This is a genomic window from Massilia sp. UYP34 (genome assembly GCF_056279385.1).
The window spans coordinates 85,702-104,186 of the sequence record NZ_JBWBRF010000010.1; the positions used below are offsets into that span (position 1 = coordinate 85,702).

At 65.9% G+C, this 18,485-nt stretch carries 12 protein-coding genes; 5 read left to right on the top strand and 7 right to left on the bottom strand.

What is annotated here, in order from left to right; translation table 11 throughout:
* Entirely contained in the window at window positions 1–3,582 is a 3,582-nt protein-coding gene (locus ACZ9AQ_RS16220; RefSeq protein ID WP_429204589.1) for a hypothetical protein, read from the top strand.
* Window positions 3,583–3,624: 42 nt separating this feature from the next.
* The gene (locus ACZ9AQ_RS16225; protein ID WP_429204591.1) at window positions 3,625–3,831 is read left to right on the top strand and encodes an addiction module protein; all 207 of its coding nucleotides are present in this window, start codon (window positions 3,625–3,627) and stop codon (window positions 3,829–3,831) included.
* Between the two features lie 94 nt (window positions 3,832–3,925).
* On the opposite strand, the gene ACZ9AQ_RS16230 is transcribed toward ACZ9AQ_RS16225, so the two are convergent.
* The 4 genes from ACZ9AQ_RS16230 to ACZ9AQ_RS16245 all read right to left on the bottom strand — a co-directional run bounded on the left by ACZ9AQ_RS16230 (window position 3,926) and on the right by ACZ9AQ_RS16245 (window position 9,822).
* Window positions 3,926–6,601 carry a DNA topoisomerase III gene (locus ACZ9AQ_RS16230; protein WP_429204593.1) on the bottom strand — a complete coding sequence of 892 codons (2,676 nt, stop codon included), beginning with the start codon at window positions 6,599–6,601 and terminating at the stop codon, window positions 3,926–3,928.
* A 277-nt stretch (window positions 6,602–6,878) separates the two neighbouring features.
* Window positions 6,879–7,337 (bottom strand): Smg family protein, encoded by a 459-nt coding sequence (locus ACZ9AQ_RS16235; RefSeq protein WP_429204595.1) that lies wholly within the window; start codon window positions 7,335–7,337, stop codon window positions 6,879–6,881.
* Window positions 7,338–7,549: 212 nt separating this feature from the next.
* The gene (dprA, locus tag ACZ9AQ_RS16240; protein ID WP_429204596.1) at window positions 7,550–8,686 is read right to left on the bottom strand and encodes a DNA-processing protein DprA; all 1,137 of its coding nucleotides are present in this window, start codon (window positions 8,684–8,686) and stop codon (window positions 7,550–7,552) included.
* Between the two features lie 8 nt (window positions 8,687–8,694).
* Complete coding sequence (locus tag ACZ9AQ_RS16245; protein WP_429204597.1) at window positions 8,695–9,822, bottom strand: LysM peptidoglycan-binding domain-containing protein; 1,128 nt, start codon at window positions 9,820–9,822, stop codon at window positions 8,695–8,697.
* Window positions 9,823–10,124: 302 nt separating this feature from the next.
* Here ACZ9AQ_RS16245 and def point away from each other — a divergent pair, with 302 nt between their 5' ends.
* Both def and fmt read left to right on the top strand, forming a co-directional pair.
* Entirely contained in the window at window positions 10,125–10,664 is a 540-nt protein-coding gene (gene def / locus ACZ9AQ_RS16250; RefSeq protein ID WP_429204599.1) for a peptide deformylase, read from the top strand.
* Between the two features lie 5 nt (window positions 10,665–10,669).
* On the top strand, window positions 10,670–11,617 hold the full coding sequence (fmt, locus tag ACZ9AQ_RS16255; RefSeq protein WP_429204600.1) for a methionyl-tRNA formyltransferase: 948 nt from the start codon (window positions 10,670–10,672) through the stop codon (window positions 11,615–11,617).
* Between the two features lie 160 nt (window positions 11,618–11,777).
* Here the strand turns inward: fmt and ACZ9AQ_RS16260 are convergent, their stop codons facing one another.
* Window positions 11,778–12,008, bottom strand: a complete 231-nt coding sequence (locus tag ACZ9AQ_RS16260; RefSeq protein WP_429204602.1) for a BrnA antitoxin family protein — start codon at window positions 12,006–12,008, stop codon at window positions 11,778–11,780.
* A gap of 239 nt (window positions 12,009–12,247) precedes the next feature.
* Here ACZ9AQ_RS16260 and metH point away from each other — a divergent pair, with 239 nt between their 5' ends.
* Window positions 12,248–16,015, top strand: a complete 3,768-nt coding sequence (gene metH / locus ACZ9AQ_RS16265) for a methionine synthase (RefSeq protein ID WP_429204603.1) — start codon at window positions 12,248–12,250, stop codon at window positions 16,013–16,015.
* Between the two features lie 167 nt (window positions 16,016–16,182).
* On the opposite strand, the gene ACZ9AQ_RS16270 is transcribed toward metH, so the two are convergent.
* Entirely contained in the window at window positions 16,183–17,460 is a 1,278-nt protein-coding gene (locus ACZ9AQ_RS16270) for an EAL and HDOD domain-containing protein (protein WP_429204604.1), read from the bottom strand.
* Between the two features lie 178 nt (window positions 17,461–17,638).
* Window positions 17,639–18,403 (bottom strand): class II glutamine amidotransferase, encoded by a 765-nt coding sequence (locus ACZ9AQ_RS16275; protein WP_429204606.1) that lies wholly within the window; start codon window positions 18,401–18,403, stop codon window positions 17,639–17,641.
* Window positions 18,404–18,485: the final 82 nt, after the last annotated feature.

Here is an 18,485-nt window from a genome sequence, read left to right on the forward strand (position 1 = left end):
GTGCGCGCCCTGTTCGTCATCGCCCGCTTCGAAGCGGGCCAGCGCCTGCGGCGGCTCTCGACCTGGGTCTATTTCGCCGTCTTCGTGGCGCTCGCCATGGCCTGGATGGCCGCGTCGGGGGGCGCCTTCCGCGACCTGATCGTCACCTTCGGCAGCCGGGTCCTGATCGACGCCCCGCGCCAGATCGCGATCGCGACGGCGCTGCTCGGCAGCCTGGGCACGGTGGTCGCGGCGGCGGTGATGGGCCGCGCGGTGCAGCAGGACTTCGAGCACGAGATGCACCACTTCTTCTTCAGCGCGCCGCTCACCAAGGCCGACTACGTGTTCGGCCGCTTCCTGGGCGCGTTTGCGACCCTGGCGGTGATCTTTTCCGGCATCCTGATCGGGCTGTGGCTCGGCACCTTCATTCCCGGCATCACGCCCGACCGCCTGGGCGGGTCCCTGCCTTCGGCCTGGATCAAGCCCTACCTGTTCACGCTGCTGCCCAACCTGTTCATCTTCGGCGCGATCTTCTTCGTGCTCGCCGCGCTCACCCGGCGCATGCTGCCGGTCTACGTGGCCGCCGTGGTCATGACCATCGGCTACACCGTCGCGCCGTCGCTGGCGCGCGACCTCGACTTCAAGACCCTGGCCGCCCTGATCGACCCGTTCGGCACCACCGCCCTGCTCTTGCTGACCGAGTACTGGCCGCTGGCCGAGCGCAACCTCAATCCGGTCGGCCTGCACGGCGTGTACCTGCTCAACCGCCTGCTGTGGTGCGGCTTCGCACTGCTGGTGCTGCTGCTCGGCTACTGGCGCTTCCAGTTCATCGGCGAGGCCGACGTGCCGGCGCGCACGCGCGGCCGCGGCCAGGCCGAGACACCGGTCGAACTGTCGCAGGCCGCGCGCGACACCACCGCGCAACCCGATTTCGCAGCGCGCAGCCTGGCGCTGCTGCTGTTCAAGTCGGCGCGGGGCGAACTGCGCGAGATGACCCGCAACGCCTATTTCGCGGCGCTCGCCACCGGCGGCGTGCTGGCCCTGGTCGCCGGCGGGATCGACCTCGACGCCAACTACGGCGCCGTCAACTATCCGGTCACCTACATCATGCTGATGCTGATCCGCGCGGTCTTCGGCATGTTCATGCTGGCCATCACGATCTTCTATGCCGGTGAACTGGTCTGGCGCGAACGCGAGACGCGCGTGGCCCAGATGTTCGACGCGCTGCCGGTGCCGAGCTGGCTGCCGCTGGCCGGCAAGACCCTGGCCCTGGTCGGCCTGCAGGCGCTGCTGCTGCTGCTGGCCATGGTCACCTGCATGCTGATCCAGCTGTTCAAGGGCTACTTCCAGCTCGAACCGGGGCTTTACCTGCACACGCTGTTTACCATCCTGCTGCCGAACTACGCGCTGATCGCGGTGCTGGCGATCGCGGTGCAGGTCGCCGTCAACCACAAGTACCTGGCCAACTTTTTCATGATCGCCTGGCTGGTGGCGGCGCTGCTCTTGAACGGCGCCGGCCAGGACCATCCGCTGCTGCTGTACGGGGCCTGGCGCGACCTGGCGTATTCGCCGATGAACGGCTTTGGCCACCACCTGCTGCGCGAGCGCTTCTATCTGCTGTACTGGAGTGGCGCGGCGCTGATGCTGCTGGCGCTGGCGCGCGCGCTGTGGCCGCGCGGCGTCGACGACGCCTGGCGCGAGCGCCTGCGCCTGGCGCGCCGCAACCTGACACCAAAGGTGCTGACGTGCTTCGGCCTCGGGGGCGCCGTGTTCGCAGGCGCCGGCGCTTTCCTGGCCTGGGAGCTGTCGAGCGGCGGCTACCTGACGCCCTGGCGCAGCGAGCTGCTGCGCGCCGAGTACGAGAAGCGCTACCACGGCTACGCGCGGCTGCCGCAGCCGCGCATCGCCGACGTCAGGCTCGACGCCGCCATCGATCCCGCACGGCGCGCCCTGCACGTCAAGGGCAGCTACCGGCTCGAGAACCGCAGCGGCGCGCCGATCCGCGACCTGGTGCTGTACCAGCAGCGCGGCGCGCGCTTGACGCCGCGCTTCGGCCAGCCGGCGGCGGCGATCGCGCTCGACGCCGACCGCGGCTTCTACCACTACCGCCTGGCCACCCCGCTGGCGCCTGGCGCGCGCCTGGACTTCGATTTCGAACTCGACTACGCGCCGCGCGGCCTGCTGGGCCTGGGCAGCGACACGCCGGTCGTCGCCAACGGCACCTTCTTCACCAACGACGTCATGCCGCGCATCGGCTATCAGCCGTCGGTGGAACTGCGCGACGCGCGCGACCGGCGCCGCCACGGACTGGCCGCGCGCGCGCCGATGCCGGCACGCGACGACCCGGCCGGCCGCGCCAACCACCGCCTTGGCGTCGACGCCGACTGGATCGGCTTCGAGGCCACCGTCAGCACCAGCGCGGACCAGGTCGCGATCGCGCCCGGCACCCTGGTGCGCGAATGGAACGAGGGCGGACGGCGCCACTTCCGCTACAGGATGGACCGCTTGATGCCGAACGCCTACGCCTTCCAGTCGGCGCGCTACGAAGTGCGCCACGACCGCTGGCAGGACGTGACGATCGACGTCTACTACCAGCCGGGGCACGACGTCAACGTCGAGCGCCTCATCCGCGGCGCTCAGGCCGGGCTGGACTACGGCGCGCGCCATGTCGGCCGCTATCCGCTGCGCGAGCTGCGCATCGTCGAAATCCCGCGCACCGTCCGCACCACGCAGTCTTTCCCGGGCCTGATCCCATTGTCCGAAAGCGGCGCCTTCAACGCACGCGTCGATCCCGGCTCGGCGAGGGACCTCGACTACCCGTTCTACGTCAGCGCCCGCGAGACCGCGCGCCAGTGGTGGGGCCAGCAGCTGGTCGGCGCCGATACGCGCGGCGCCACCCTGCTGACCGAGAGCGTGTCCGAATACACGGCGCTGATGGTGATGAAGCACGCCTTCGGCGCGGACAAGATGCGGCGCTTCCTGCGCCATGACCTGGAAGCCTACCTGATGGGCCGCGCCCAGGAACAGGGGAAGGAACTGCCGCTGGCCCACAACGAGAACCAGCGCTACATCCATCATCACAAGGGCGGCCTGGCGCTGTACCTGCTGCAGGACATGCTGGGCGAGGACGTCGTGGGTGGCGTGCTGCGCGGCCTGCTGCGGCAATACGCCTACCGCGGCGCGCCCTACCCGACCGCTTCCAGCCTGGTCGGCGCCTTGCGCGCGGTGACCCCGAAGGACAAGGCCTACCTGATCGACGACCTGTTCGAATCGATCGTGTTCTACGAGAACCGCGCCGCCAGCGCCGTCGCGCGCCGCCGCCCGGACGGCAAAGTCGAGGTCACGATCGACGCCTACGCCGGCAAGCTGAGGATGACGGAACAGGGCGAGGAGCGGCCGCTGCCGCTGAACGACTACGTCGAGTTCGGCGTGGATGATCGCAATGGCAACCCCCTGGCGCGTGAACGGCGCCTAGTGACCCGGTCCGCGCAGCAGCTGACCCTGGTGGTCGACGGCGCGCCGGGCCGCGCCGGCATCGACCCTGACAACAAATTGATCGATCGCAAACCGAATGACAATATGCTGTCTGTCGACAATCAATAGTTCTCGCGCTATGATCGAGTCAAAATACTAGGAGAGAGCACCATGTCTACTGCCGTCACGGAAATCGCCGAACGACTCAAGCTGCTGAGCCCGGCCGAGAAACAGGAAGTCATGCAGCTGTTGCTACAGGATATCGATGGACCGGACCAGGACGCCGATGAAGCGTGGCGCAACGAAGTGGTGCGGCGCGTAAAAGCGATCCGCAATGGCGAGGCCGCAATTCTCGCGCTGAAGGAATGGCAAGATTAAGCAGCCTGCATCGATGATGCCGGCATAAAAAAACCGCGGCCAGCCGCGGTTTTTTTACGTCCGGGCCGGGCGCGATGCGCCCGCCCTCGCCCTGTCACTTCTTCGCGGCGGCCGCGGTCGCCTTCTTGGCCGGCGCCTTTTTTGCCGCCGCCTTTTTTGCCGGCGCCTTCTTGGCCGCCGGCTTGGCTGCCGCCTTGCGCGCCGCCGCCTTCACCGGCGCCGCCGCGCCATCGGCGCCGTCCGCGCCGGCCGCGGCCTCATCGTCCGCCTTGCCCGCCTTGGCCTTGGCGGCCGCGCCCGGCTTGGCCTTGCGCTCTTCGAACTCGAAGCTGATCTTGTTGTCCTTGCCGCGCACCAGGAAGGCCTTGAAAGCCCGACGGGTACGCTGCGAAACGAAGCCCGGCAGCAGATCGGTCTTGCCTTCGTTCAACAGCTTGGCCATCTGTTCCGGCACGATTTCCTGCTGCAGGATGATGCGTCCGCTGCGGAAGTCGCAGGTCTTGGGCTTGGCCACGCTGTGCTCGCACACGTAGGCGAGCGGCATTTCGTACACCCCGCCGTTGCATTTCGGGCAAGGCCCGACCGGGGTCTGGCCGCTGAAGTCCACGCCTTCGCCCTCTTCGCCTTCATCGTCCTGGCCGAAGTCGAACTCGAGCTTGAAGTTCTTGATCTCTTCATCGCGCACGATGCGCAGGATGGCGGCGAACGGACGGCCCATCTTCGAGCGGAAGCCCTGCAGCGGACCGATGGTGCGGTTCTTCAGCAGTTCTTCGACTTCCTCGATCTCGAACTGGCGGCTGCCCGGCGTCTTGCTCATCGAGAAGTCGCACTTGGTGCAGGCGAAGCGGCGGTAGTTTTCCTTGACCACGCCGCCGCAGTTCGGGCAGGGATTGACCAGCGTCGCGTACTCGCCCGGAATCGTGTCGTTGTCGTATTCCTTGGCGCGCTTGACGATGATCTGGGTCATCTGCTGGATTTCACGCATGAATTCTTCGCGCGAGATCTTGCCCTTCTCCATTTGCGACAGCTTGAATTCCCATTCGCCGGTCAGCTCGGGCGCCGTGAGTTCGTTCACGCCCAGGCCACGCAGCAAGGTCATCAGCTGGAACGCTTTCGCGGTCGGCATCAGCTCGCGCCCTTCGCGCAGCAGGTATTTCTCGGTCAACAAGCCCTCGATGATGGCCGCGCGCGTGGCCGGCGTGCCCAGGCCCTTGCCGGCCATCGCATCGCGCAGCTCGTCGGAGTCGACCAGCTTGCCCGCGCCTTCCATCGCCGACAGCAAGGTCGCTTCGTTGTAGCGCGCCGGCGGCTTGGTGACCAGGCCGTTGGCCGTGATCTTGTCAGTGAGCACCTTCTCGCCCTTGGCCACCGGCACCAGGTTGGCGCCGTCCTTGTCGTCGCCTAGATCCTTGCCATACACGGCCATCCAGCCCGGGTTGGTCATGACCTTGCCCTCGGTCTTGAACTGGTGGCCCGAGACTTCGGTAAAGCGGGTCGTGACCAGGAACTCGGCAGCCGGGAAGAACACGGCCAGGAAGCGGCGCGTGACCAGGTCGTACAGCTTCTGTTCCGGCTCGGAGAGGTTCTTGGGCACCACGCCGGTCGGGATGATGGCGAAGTGATCCGAGATCTTGGTGTTGTCGAAGATGCGCTTGTTCGGCTTGACCCAGCCGTTTTTGCTGATCTGCTTGGCGAACCCGTTGTAGTTATTGGTCTCGGCCAGCGCTTCCAGGGTCGACTTGACGGTGTCGATGTAATCCTCGGGCAGGTGGCGCGAATCGGTACGCGGGTAGGTCAGCACCTTGTGCTTCTCGTACAGCGCCTGGGCCAGGCCCAGCGTGTTCTTGGCCGAGAAGCCGAAGCGGCCGTTGGCCTCGCGCTGCAGGCTCGTCAAATCGAACAGGCCCGGCGCCATCGACGTGGTCGGCTTGCTTTCTTCGGTGACGTTGCCCTGCTTGCCGCGGCAGGCGGCCGCGATCGAGTCGGCGGCCGCTTTGCTCCACAGGCGCTCGGCGCGCTTCTCGGGATCGTTCTCGTCCTTCTTGAACTTCTGGTCGAGCCAGCGCCCCTCGTAGACGCCGGCGGCGCACACGAACTCGGCGCGCACTTCCCAGTAGTCGCGCGGCACGAACTTCTTGATCTTCTCTTCGCGCTCGACCACGATCGACAGGGTCGGGGTCTGCACCCGGCCCACCGTCGTCAGGTAGAAGCCGCCCTCTTTCGAGTTGAAGGCGGTCATGGCGCGGGTGCCGTTGATGCCGATCAGCCAATCGGCTTCGGAACGGCAGCGCGCGGCGTCGGCCAGCGGCAGCATCTCTTCGTCGCTGCGCAGGTTATTGAAGCCTTCGCGGATCGCGTTGGCCGTCATCGACTGCAGCCACAGGCGCTTGACCGGCTGCTTGGCTTTCGCGTTCTGGGCGATCAGGCGGAAGATGAGTTCTCCTTCGCGGCCCGCGTCACATGCGTTGATCAGGGTGGTGACGTCCTTGCGCTTGATCAGCTTGTTCAACACCTTGAGGCGCGATTCGGTCTTGGCAATCGGGTTCAGCGCGAAATAAGGCGGGATCATCGGCAGGTGGGTAAAGCTCCACTTGCCGCGCTTGACGTCGTGTTCTTCGGGCACCGCGATCTCGAGCAGGTGGCCGACGGCGGACGAGAGGACGTATTCGTCCGATTCGAAGTACTCATCGTGCTTGGTGAAGCCGCCCAGCGTCTTCGCGATATCGTTCGCGACCGACGGTTTCTCGGCGATGATGAGGGATTTGGTCATAGTGATTCTCGTCGTGCTATCTATATAGTGTGGGCTTGCGCATCATACATGCTCGCAACCGGGCCGGTGAAATACCGACCATAGTGTCTGATTGGTAACTGTCAAGATGAAGCGGCCAATGATAAGCGCGTTATCGCGCTCCCTGCAAGTACACCTTGTGCTGCAGGACGGTGCGATGCGCACCGCATGCCGCCTCTTCGCTGCGCAAAAATGGGGCACAAGAAATGCAAAACGGGGCGTCAGCCCCGTTCATGGATGGTGCGGCGCGGTGCGCCGTTCAATGCAGCAGACGCGGTTCCTGCTCGTCATCGTCGCTGAACAGGTCGTCGAACATCAGCGCGTCCGGTTCCTTGCCCTGGCTCCAGAGCACCATCAGCACGATGATCTTGAGCTTGCTCAAGGCGATGGGCGATTCGTCGCAGGCCAGCGCCCGCTCGATCACGATCTCGCGCTGGATGGGGCCGAGCACCTTGGCGCTTTCGAGGAAGGCGATGAAGCCGATCGCGGCGCTGCCCAGCTCGATGTATTCCTCGTCCACGTAGTAGCGCATGCCGGTGGAGGCATCGATCGTGTCGGGCAGGGGCGCATCGGTCAGCCCGGTCAGCCAGTCCAGCGCTTCCGAGATTTCGATGTCGTCGAAGCCGATGGCGGACAGCTTGCGAGCCAGCGCTGCCGGCTCGGGGCAGGCGTCGGGACGGTAGTACGTCTCGTAGAGATAGACCAGGATGTCGAACATAGTGACGCTACTGTAGCAGCTAAACTTCGTGCGGCACAAGTAGAGCATGCCTGTCGCGCTGCCTCGTGGAAAAAACGTTGTATCCAAGCCTTGTTCGATCAACCAGTTTGCCAAAAACCATTAAAAACAAGAACATACCATTCGCATATCTGCCGTGATGCAGTACATGCAATCTACGGAATGCATCCAAAACAGCGCGATTCGGTGCAGGCCTAACGCCAGAGGCGCTGCACCCTTCCACCCGGCAATTGAGCGATCAAGCCCGACAGTTCCAGCGCCAGCAACCGCCCGCCGAGTTCGCCCGGAGTCACACCCAGCCGCCCCAGCAAATCGTCGAGCGCCACCGGATCGGAACCCAGCGCGGCCAGCAGGCCGGCATCCGGCGGCGGCGCCGTCTCGCGCGGCGCGGCGTATTGTTGCGGGCCGCCGGCCGCCAGCGGCGACACCCGCATCGCCGCCAGCACCTCGTCCACCGTCTCGACCAGTTGCGCGCCGTCGCGGATCAGCCGGTGGCAGCCCTTGGCCAGCGCGGAGTGGATCGAGCCGGGCAAGGCGAACACCTCCCTGCCCTGCTCCGCCGCCATCTGAGCCGTGATCAGCGAGCCGGACTGGGCTGCGGCCTCGATCACCAGCACGCCGGCCGCCAGGCCGCTGATCACGCGGTTGCGGCGCGGGAAATTGGCGGCCAGCGGCGGCGTGCCGAGCGCGTACTCGCTGACCAGGCAACCGTGTTCGGCGATGCGGTGGGCGAGCAGCCGGTTGCGCGCCGGGTAGACGCGGTCGAGGCCGGTGCCGACCACGGCGATGGTGGCGCCAGGGCCGCGCAGCGCGCCCTCGTGGGCGGCGGTGTCGATGCCCAGCGCCAGCCCCGACACCACGCACAGGCCGGCGCCGGACAGGGCCGCGGCAAAAGATTCGGCGTCGAGCTTGCCCTGCACGCTGGCGTTGCGGCTGCCGACCACGGCGACCAGGGGCCGCGCCAGCAGCTCGATGCGGCCGGCGGCGTACAGCAGCAGCGGCGGATCGGCGATCTCGGCCAGCGCCGGCGGGTACAGGGGATCGTGGAAGGTGATCAGGTGGTGGCCGGGCCGGGCCAGCCAGGCCAGGGTGGCCTCGACCAGGGCCGTCAAGGCGGGCGTGAACGGCGTGCGCAAGGCTTGCGCCTGGCTGGCCGACACGTGGGCCGCCAGCGCCGCCGGCCCGGCCCGGAAAATGGCGCCGGGCGAGCCGAAGGCGGCCAACAGCGCATGCGCGCTGCGGCAGCCCACCCCGTCCGCCTGTTCCAGGCGCAGCCAGTCGGCGATCAGGGTGGTGCGCTCGGAATTGGGATGGGGTTCCGTGTCTTGCACGGCCTGGGTTACTCCGGTGATTTGGCCACGTCGCCCACCTGCACCGGCGCCGTCACCTGCATGACCAAGCCGTACGAAACGTTCTTGAACACGCGGAAGATGAACAGGCTGCCGTATTGCTCGTCGGGCAGTTTCAACTGCTGCCGGCCCAGGCCCAGGAAGCCCCGGCTCCGTGGATCGGCCACAGTCTTCCCGAGATGATAGAGCTGCAGCACGGCGCCGACATCGAGTCCGTCAACCGTGCCCCGGTTGACAGTAACGACCTGGCTCTGCCCGGCGTAGGTCACGCCCGCGTAGATCGACATGACGCGGCCGTCGATGGGTTGCAGCGGCGCATGCGGCATGTAGTTGCGCACCGGCGTCGGCGGCGCCGGCACCAGGAGGTCGCCCACGCCCATCTCCTGCACGGTATCGACCACCTGGAAGGTATGCACGTCGACGCCGGGCGCGGCCGGCTTGACCAGCTTGACGGTGCCCAGGAAGGCGGCTTCGTGCGCCACTACCAGGCCGGTCTGCGGGTCCGTCAGCGTGGCGCCGGGGCGGAATACCTGGAACACGCTCTCGCCCCCGATCGCGCCGTGCACGTAGACGCGGTCGCCTTCGCCCAGGTAGACGCGGCCCTCCTGCGAGGCGGCGATGCGCGGCGCGCCCGCCAGCTCGTCGGCCTCGACCACCAGCGGCTGGGTCAGATAGGGTTCGATGGCGCCTGCGGGAATCGCCGGCACGGCGTCGCGCGCCAGGCCTTCGCTGCGCACCTGCGGCGACAGGCGGGTCAACGGAGGCGCACCGCGGCCGTCGCCGGCGCCGCCGCTGCCGGGCTGCTGCAGGCTCAGGCGGCCACGCGCGCGGTCGAACCAGATGGTCTGGCCCGGATAGATCCAGTGCGGGTTGCGGATTTCGTCGCGGTTCATGCCCCAGACCTGGGGCCAGCACCAGGGGTTGCGCAAGAAGGAGCCAGAAATATCCCACAAGGTATCGCCCTTGACCACGACGTGCTTGTCGGGTGCGTCCGGGCGGAAGCTGCAGGCGGCAGTAGCGGACAAGGCGGGCATCGGGGTCTGGGCCGAGGCGCCGGCGGCGCATGCGAGTAACGCCGCCGCAGCAGCACGGGCCACGACTGTGCTAAAATTTTTCATTGAAGACGTCCGTTTAATGCGGCGTAAGATTATCTTGATGCCGCTAGATAGCAGCTGCATCCAAGGTCATGATGCTGAACAGGCCGCTTCGTCATCGGCCAGCCACAGCCAGATATGGCACGACGTACCGCTCCCCGCTCACGGAAGGGTTGCTGTATAGAATCAAATTCTGCACATAAATCCCTGAACTAGCAAGCAAACCGAGGTCTGCGCGCCAGGGCGTGTGGTGGGTTTGCGTCCTGTCTTGTCTGCAAGCCAAGTACCCGTTCAACCTAGACAACTCCACCGACATCCGATCCGATATGGCACTTCTCGACATCCTCCGCTACCCCGACCCGCGCCTGCACAAGGTCGCCAAGCCGGTCACCGAATTCGGTACCGAGCGCCTGCGCAAGCTGGTGGCCGACATGGCGGAAACCATGTATGACGCCCCCGGCGTCGGCCTGGCCGCCACCCAGGTGGACGTGCACGAGCGCGTGGTCACCATCGACGTGACCGAAGCGCAAGAACAGCTGATGGTCTTCATCAATCCCGAGATCACCTGGGCCAGCGACGAAAAGCAGGTCTACGACGAGGGCTGCCTGTCGGTGCCCGGCGTCTACGACGGCGTCGAGCGCCCGGCCCGGATCAAGGTGCGCGCGCTCGACGTCGACGGCAAGCCGTTCGAAGTCGATGCCGACGGGCTGTTGGCCGTGTGCATCCAGCACGAGATGGACCACCTGATGGGCAAGGTTTTCGTCGAATACCTGTCGCCGCTCAAGCGCAACCGCATCAAGGCCAAGCTGCAGAAGGAAGAACGCGGCATGCAGCGCGACGCCGCCCAGCGCGCCGCGCGCCATTGATCGCGATGAAGGTCGTTTTCGCCGGCACGCCCGAGTTCGCCGCCGTCGCCCTGCGCGCCCTGCACGAGGCCGGCTTCGAGATCCCGCTGGTGCTGACCCAGCCCGACCGTCCCGCCGGCCGCGGCATGCAGCTGCAGGCGTCGAGCGTCAAGCAGTACGCGCTGGCGCACGGCATGCCGGTGGCGCAGCCGCTGTCGCTGCGCATGGACGCCAAGGATCCCGAGCGCGCCGCCCAGGCCCGCGCCGCGCACGAACGATTGCAATCGATCGACTACGACGTGATGGTGGTCGCGGCCTATGGCCTGATCCTGCCGCGCAGCACGCTCGACATCCGTCCCTGCATCAACATCCACGGTTCGCTGCTGCCGCGCTGGCGCGGCGCCGCGCCGATCCACCGCGCGATCGAATCGGGCGACCCCGAGACCGGCGTGACCATCATGGAGATGGAAGAAGGCCTGGATACGGGGCCGATGCTGACCATGGAGCGCCTGCCGATCGAACCGTTCGATACCACCGGCAGCCTGCACGACAAGCTGGCCGCGCTGGGCGGACGCATGATCGTCGACGCGCTGCGCGAGATGGCGGCCGGCGGCCTGCAGGCCGTGGCGCAACCGGACCAAGGCGTGACCTACGCCGCCAAGATCGGCAAGGAAGAAGCGAAGCTCGATTTCAGCCTGCCGGCTGAGGTATTGGCGCGCAAGGTGCGCGCCTTCAATCCGTTCCCCGGCGCGAACGGCGTGGTCGATGGCGTGGCGGTGAAATTCTGGTCCGCCGAAGCGGTGGAAGGTGGCGGCGCGGCGGGCGCGGTCTTGCAAGCCGACGCGGGCGGCATCGTGGTCGCTTGCGGAGAAGGCGCGCTGCGCCTGAACGAATTGCAAAAGCCGGGCGGCAAGCGCCTGAAGGCGGCGGAATTCCTCAAAGGGTTTCCGCTCGCGGGATTGACGTTCGCCTGAGCCGTTCGCTACGCTGCAGACACCGTTTTCAAGGCACGTGCGTTTTGCCACCGGCAGAAAGAACTCCCCGCGCAGGCGGGGACGACGCTCTTGACCTCACGACGGGACGACGTGCCATGCTTGAAGACGATGGCGTCGCGCCCACGCCCACGCGATCGGATTATTCCGCCTGCGACGTACGCTGGGCGTCCATATGTTCACGCAACACCTGGTTGATACGGGTTTGATAGCCGGGACCTGCGGCCTTGAACCATTCGAGCATGTCCACATCCAGGCGGATCGTGACGATCTGTTTCACACCGTTGCTGGCGACTTGTGGCTTTGACGACATTGCTGGCTCCGGGTTGCGGTCCATAGGCTGATCCCAATCCGGTTGGTATTCTTTGTTCATGCGGTTATCCCATCATATACGTTCGCCACTCGTGGCGGCGGAACTTGATTGTCGTCTCGCCATGTATCGTAAAGATTGCAGCGACCCCGCCAAATGTAACGCTATGTAACGCATGCGGCATTGAATACATAACGATACATACAGGACCCCATCGCCGGGCCAATCCTGCCGCTTGACGTATAATCGTAGACCGCCCAACGTCAACCGGTCTGTCAAACCGCACCTTCGGAAAATACACGATGAACGCCCGTACCAATCCCGTCTCCCCGGTCGAAACCCAGCTGCGCGAGATCCTCGCGCGCCGCATCATGATCCTGGATGGCGCGATGGGCACCATCATCCAGCAGTACAAGCTCGATGAAGCGGCCTACCGCGGCGAGCGTTTCGCGACCTTCGCGGCGCCCGAGGGAGCCGGCCAGCGCGAACTGTTCGTGAAAGGGAATAACGAGCTGCTCACGCTCACCCAACCGCACGTGATCCAGGAAATCCACGAACGCTATCTCGCCGCCGGCGCCGACCTGCTCGAGACCAATACCTTCGGCGCCACCGGCGTGGCGCAGGAGGATTACCACATGGCGCACCTGGCCTACGAGATGAACGTCGAAGCGGCGAAGCTCGCGCGCGCCGCCTGCGACAAATATTCGACTCCCGACAAGCCGCGCTTCGTCGCCGGCGCCCTGGGACCGACCCCGAAGACCGCCTCGATCTCGCCGGACGTCAACGATCCGGCGGCGCGCAACATCACCTTCGACCAGCTGGTCGCCTCCTACCATGAACAGGTGCGCGGCCTGGTCGACGGCGGCGCCGACCTGCTGCTGGTTGAGACCATCTTCGACACCCTGAACTGCAAGGCGGCGCTGTTCGCGATCGACCAGTATTTCGACGAGCATCCCGACACGCCGCGCCTGCCCCTGATGATCTCGGGCACCGTCACCGACGCCTCGGGCCGCATCCTGTCGGGCCAGACCGTGCCCGCCTTCTGGAATTCGGTGCGGCATGCCAAGCCCTTGACGATTGGCCTGAACTGCGCGCTCGGCGCGGCGCTGATGCGCCCCTACGCGCAAGAGCTGTCGCAAATCGCCGATACGTTCGTCTGCATCTACCCGAACGCCGGCCTGCCCAACCCGATGAGCGACACCGGCTTCGACGAGCTGCCGGCCGACACCTCGGCCCTGCTGCGCGAATTCGCCGACGCCGGGTTCATCAACATCGCCGGCGGCTGCTGCGGCACCACGCCCGAGCACATCGCGGCGATCGCGAAGATGCTGGAAACCCAGGCTCCGCGCCAGGTGCCCGACGTGCCGGTCGCGATGCGCCTGTCGGGCCTGGAGCCGTTCACCATCGACGAATCGTCGCTGTTCGTGAACGTCGGCGAGCGCACCAACGTCACCGGCTCGAAGGCGTTCGCGCGCATGATCCTGAACGAGCAGTTCGACGAGGCGCTGTCGGTGGCGCGCCAGCAGGTCGAGAACGGCGCCCAGGTCATCGACATCAACATGGACGAGGCGATGCTCGATTCGCAGGCGGCCATGACGCGCTTCCTGAACCTGATCGCCTCGGAACCGGACATCTCGCGCGTGCCGGTGATGATCGACTCTTCCAAGTGGTCGGTGATCGAGGCGGGCCTGAAATGCGTGCAGGGCAAGGCCATCGTCAACTCGATCTCGATGAAGGAAGGCCTGGAGGAATTCATCCGCCAGGCGCGGCTGTGCCGCCGCTATGGCGCCGCCGTGATCGTGATGGCGTTCGACGAGCAGGGCCAGGCCGACACCTTCGCGCGCAAGATCGAGATCTGCGAGCGCGCCTACAAGGTGCTGACCGAACAGGTGGGCTTCCCGCCCGAGGACATCATCTTCGACCCGAACATCTTCGCCATCGCCACCGGCATCGAAGAGCACGACAACTACGCCAACGACTTCATCGAGGCATGCGCCTGGATCCGCGACAACCTGCCGCACGCGAAGATCTCGGGCGGCGTGTCGAACGTCTCGTTCAGCTTCCGCGGCAACGACCCGGCGCGCGAGGCGATCCACACCGTGTTCCTGTACCACGCGATCAAGGCCGGCCTCACGATGGGCATCGTCAACGCCGGCATGGTCGGCGTCTACGACGACCTCGATCCCGAACTGCGCGAGCGCGTGGAAGACGTGGTGCTCAATCGCCGCAAGGACGCGACCGAGCGCATGATCGAATTCGCCGGCACGCTCAAGGCCGGCGGCGCCAGGCAGGAACAGAACCTCGAGTGGAGGAACAGCCCGGTCGAGAAGCGCCTGGCGCACGCGCTGGTGCACGGCATCACGCAGTGGATCGTCGACGACACCGAAGAGATGCGCCAGCAGGTGGCCGCGGCCAACGGCCGCCCGATCCACGTGATCGAAGGTCCGCTGATGGACGGCATGAACATCGTCGGCGACCTCTTCGGCCAGGGCAAGATGTTCCTGCCGCAGGTGGTCAAGTCGGCGCGCGTGATGAAGCAGGCCGTGGCGCACCTGGTGCCGTTCATCGAAGAAGAAAAGGCGGCCGAAGAAGCCCGCACCGGCATTGTCGCCAAGCCCAAGGGCAAGATGGTGATCGCCACCGTCAAGGGCGACGTGCACGACATCGGCAAGAACATCGTCTCGGTGGTCCTGCAGTGCAACAACTTCGAGATCGTGAACATGGGCGTGATGGTCCCTTGCGCCGACATTCTGGCCAAGGCCAAGGAAGAAAACGCCGACATGGTCGGCCTGTCGGGCCTGATCACGCCGTCGCTCGAAGAGATGGCGCACGTCGCGCGCGAGATGCAGCGCGACCCGTGGTTCCGCGAGCGCCAGGTGCCGCTCCTGATCGGCGGCGCCACCACCAGCCGCGCCCACACCGCGGTCAAGATCGCGCCGCACTACGACGGTCCGGTGATCTACGTGCCGGATGCGTCGCGCTCGGTCTCGGTCGGCCAGGCGCTGGTGAGCGACGAAACGAAGGGCGCCTACCTCATCGAACTGGCCCAGGACTACGAACGCATCCGCATCCAGCACGCCGGCAAGAAGGCGCTGCCGATGCTGCCTCTCGAGCAGGCGCGCGCCAACAAGGCGAAGCTGGAGTTCGCGCCGGTCAAGCCGAAGTTCATCGGGCGCCGCGTGTTCAAGAACGTCGACCTGGGCCTGATCGCGCGTTACATCGACTGGGGCCCGTTCTTCCAGACCTGGGACCTGGCCGGCCCCTTCCCCGCCATCCTCACCGATGACGTGGTGGGCGAAGCCGCTACCAGGGTGTATGCCGAAGGCCAGGCGATGCTCAAGAAGATCATCGAAGGCCGCTGGCTCACCGCCAACGGCGCGATCGCCCTGCTCCCGGCCAATACGGTCAACGACGACGACATCGAGGTGTATACCGACGAATCGCGCGAGCAGGTGGCGTTTACCTATTACGGCCTGCGCCAGCAGGGCGTCAGGCCGGTTATCGACGGCGTGCAGCGCCCCAACCAGTGCCTGGCCGACTTCATCGCACCCAAAGACAGCGGCATCCCGGACTACATCGGCATGTTCGCCGTGACCGCTGGCCTCGGCATCGAGAAGCACGAGCAGCGCTTCGAGGCGGCGCATGACGACTATTCGTCGATCATGCTCAAGTCGCTGGCCGACCGCCTGGCCGAAGCCTTCGCCGAATACATGCACGAGCGCGTGCGCACCGACCTGTGGGGCTATGCGGCCAACGAAGACCTGCCGAGCGAGGCGCTGATCGCCGAGGAGTACCAGGGCATCCGCCCGGCGCCGGGCTATCCGGCCTGCCCCGAGCACACGGTCAAGGCCGATATGTTCCGCACGCTGCAGGCCGGCGAAATCGGCATGGAGCTGACCGAGTCGTTCGCGATGTATCCGGGCGCGGCGGTGTCGGGCTTTTACTTTGCGCACCCGGCATCGAAGTATTTCGTGGTCGGGAAGATCGGCAACGACCAGGTCGAGGACATGGCGCGGCGGCGCGGGATGGACAAGCTCGACGTCGAACGGCACCTGGCGCCGAACCTGTAATCGCCGTAAGCGCGCAGCGGAGCGCAAGAGAATATCTGCTGCGTAAAAACGTCGTTCCCGCGAAGGCGGGAACCTAAGTTTGTTTGCGCCGACAATACGTTTGCCGAGATCAGCTTCGCCGAAGACTTGGGTTCCCGCCTTCGCGGGAACGACGGTTTCAAGCTAACTCAAATCGCGTAGCGCACCACCTTGTCGCTCCACTCGAACGCCGACACCTCGAGCTCGGCCAGGTCGTCGCCCTCCATCGACAGGCTCCTGAGGCCCGCCAGCATGTCGTCGCCCTGGTCGTCCATGCGCTCGATCGATTCTGCCAGTTTCAACAGCTCGCCGAAGAAGCCGCCCCGCCGCAGGAGCGCGGTGCGCACTTCGTCGATCACGGGGATCTGTTCCACGATGTCCATCATCGGGATGCAGAACAGCGTGTCCATCAAGGACATCATGCCGACCGTGAAGGCGACGTCGGCGACGTTCTTCTGGCCGGGGCGCAGGCGCTGGGCCAGTAACTCCATCAGGCGCGCGCGCGTGGTGGCCAGCAGCAGGAGCGGGCTCTGGCTGTGGCCGTGCACGTCCGGCTCGGCATACAGCAGGATCTGCAGCCAGCGCTGCAGCTGGCGCCTGCCCAGCAGGGTCAAGGCCTGGCTGATCGATTCGATGCGCCGCGCCGCGCCCACGGCCGGCGTGTTCACCAGGCGCAGCAGGTTCAGGCCAATGGTCACCTCGCGCTTGACCACGCGCTCGATCTCGGCGTTGTCGGCGTCGGACGCCACCAGGTTCACCAGGTCGAGCACCGTCGCCTGCGACGGCGACAGCTTGCGGCCGGCCAGCACCGCCGGCTTGGAGAAATAATAACCCTGGAAGTAGTCGAAGCCGATCTCCAGGCAGGTGCGGTATTCGCTGTGGTGTTCGACTTTTTCGGCCACCAGGCGCTTGCCCGTGGTGCGCAGGCGCGACGCCAGCGACAGCAGGGTCACGACCGGCAGCGCGCGCAGGTCCATCTTGACGAAGTCGATCACCGGCAGCAGACGCGACAGCGCCGGACCGTGGGCCGCCGCCTCGGCTGCGAAGCGGAAGCCATGCCTGCCCAGGGCGCGCATGCGTTCGATGACGGCGTCATCCGGCTCGACCGAACCGACGATCTCGAGCACCGTGCGCTCGCGCGGCAGCAGCGCGAACACATCGCTCATCAGGACGTCCTGGTCGACGTTGATGAAGGCGTTGGCGTCGCCGATCGCGCGCGGCAGGCCGAGCTGGGACGCATGGTGGATGACGCTGGCGCTGGCCGACAGGCCCGAATCGAAATGGGCCGGGCCCTGGGCGCTGCCGCGAAACAGCAGTTCGTAGCCGAACAGCGCCTGGTTGCGGTCCAGCACCGGCTGGCGCGCGAGGTAGAAATGGCGCATGCGGAGCGGCTGGGAGGCCTCGTCGAGGCTGGCGGTATCGGTCATCTCGTTCTCATTCTCGCGTCAATCGGACTACTTTACCGCATCCGTCCCGGTATGTGTCTTCTCGGCACTAATTTATTGAAGGAACGATGTTCGCGAAACATCGACGTTGCCAGGATCGACACGCGCCGCCGCCCCCTCCCCGCCCTCGCCGGGCGCCTTGGCGGGGCGTCAGGTTCATCTACTGAGGGAGTCCATCGACGAACACCTTCAGTTCGCCGGGCGCGAAATGGGTCCACTCCTCGTTCGTCGTCAGCGGCTCGGTGACGATGATCGCGACCCGGTCGTTGGGCGTGGTCACCTGCGAAAAGTCGACCGACAGGTCTTCGTCGGACAGACGGGCCGTCACGAAGGGATACTTGCGCACCACGTAGCACAGCTTGGTCGAGCAATGGGTGAACAGCGCGGCGCCGTCGGACAGCATCATATTGAAGGTGCCGTGCGCGGCGATGCCGGGGATGACGCGCTCGAGCAGTGCGCGCAAGTCCTCGCGGCTTGGCGCGGTGTCGCCGAATTCGCGGCGCATGCTTTGCAGCAGATAGCAGAAGGCCAGTTCGCTGTCGGTGGTGCCGACCGGACGATAGGGCCCGTCAAGCACGGGCGCGAAATCCTTGAGGTCGCCGTTGTGGGCGAACACCCAGTAGCGGCCCCACAGCTCGCGCACGAAGGGATGGCAGTTTTCCAGCGCCACCTGGCCGACGGTGGCCTTGCGGATGTGGGCGATGACGTTGGTCGACTTGATCGGATAACGCTTGATCAGTTCGGCGATCGGCGAGGCGATGGCGGCCTGGTGATCGACGAAGTGGCGTACCCCGCTGCCTTCGAAAAAGGCGATTCCCCAGCCGTCGTGGTGGGTGTCGGTACGGCCGCCGCGGTGGGCGAAGCCGGTAAAAGAGAAGACAATGTCGGTGGGGACATTGCAGTTCATTCCGAGAAGCTGGCACATGGCGCGCAGCTTACCATGCTGGATAAAAAAAGCGCCATTGCCCGCTGGTGGCGATGGCGCTCGGGGACTTCAGTGGACCGCT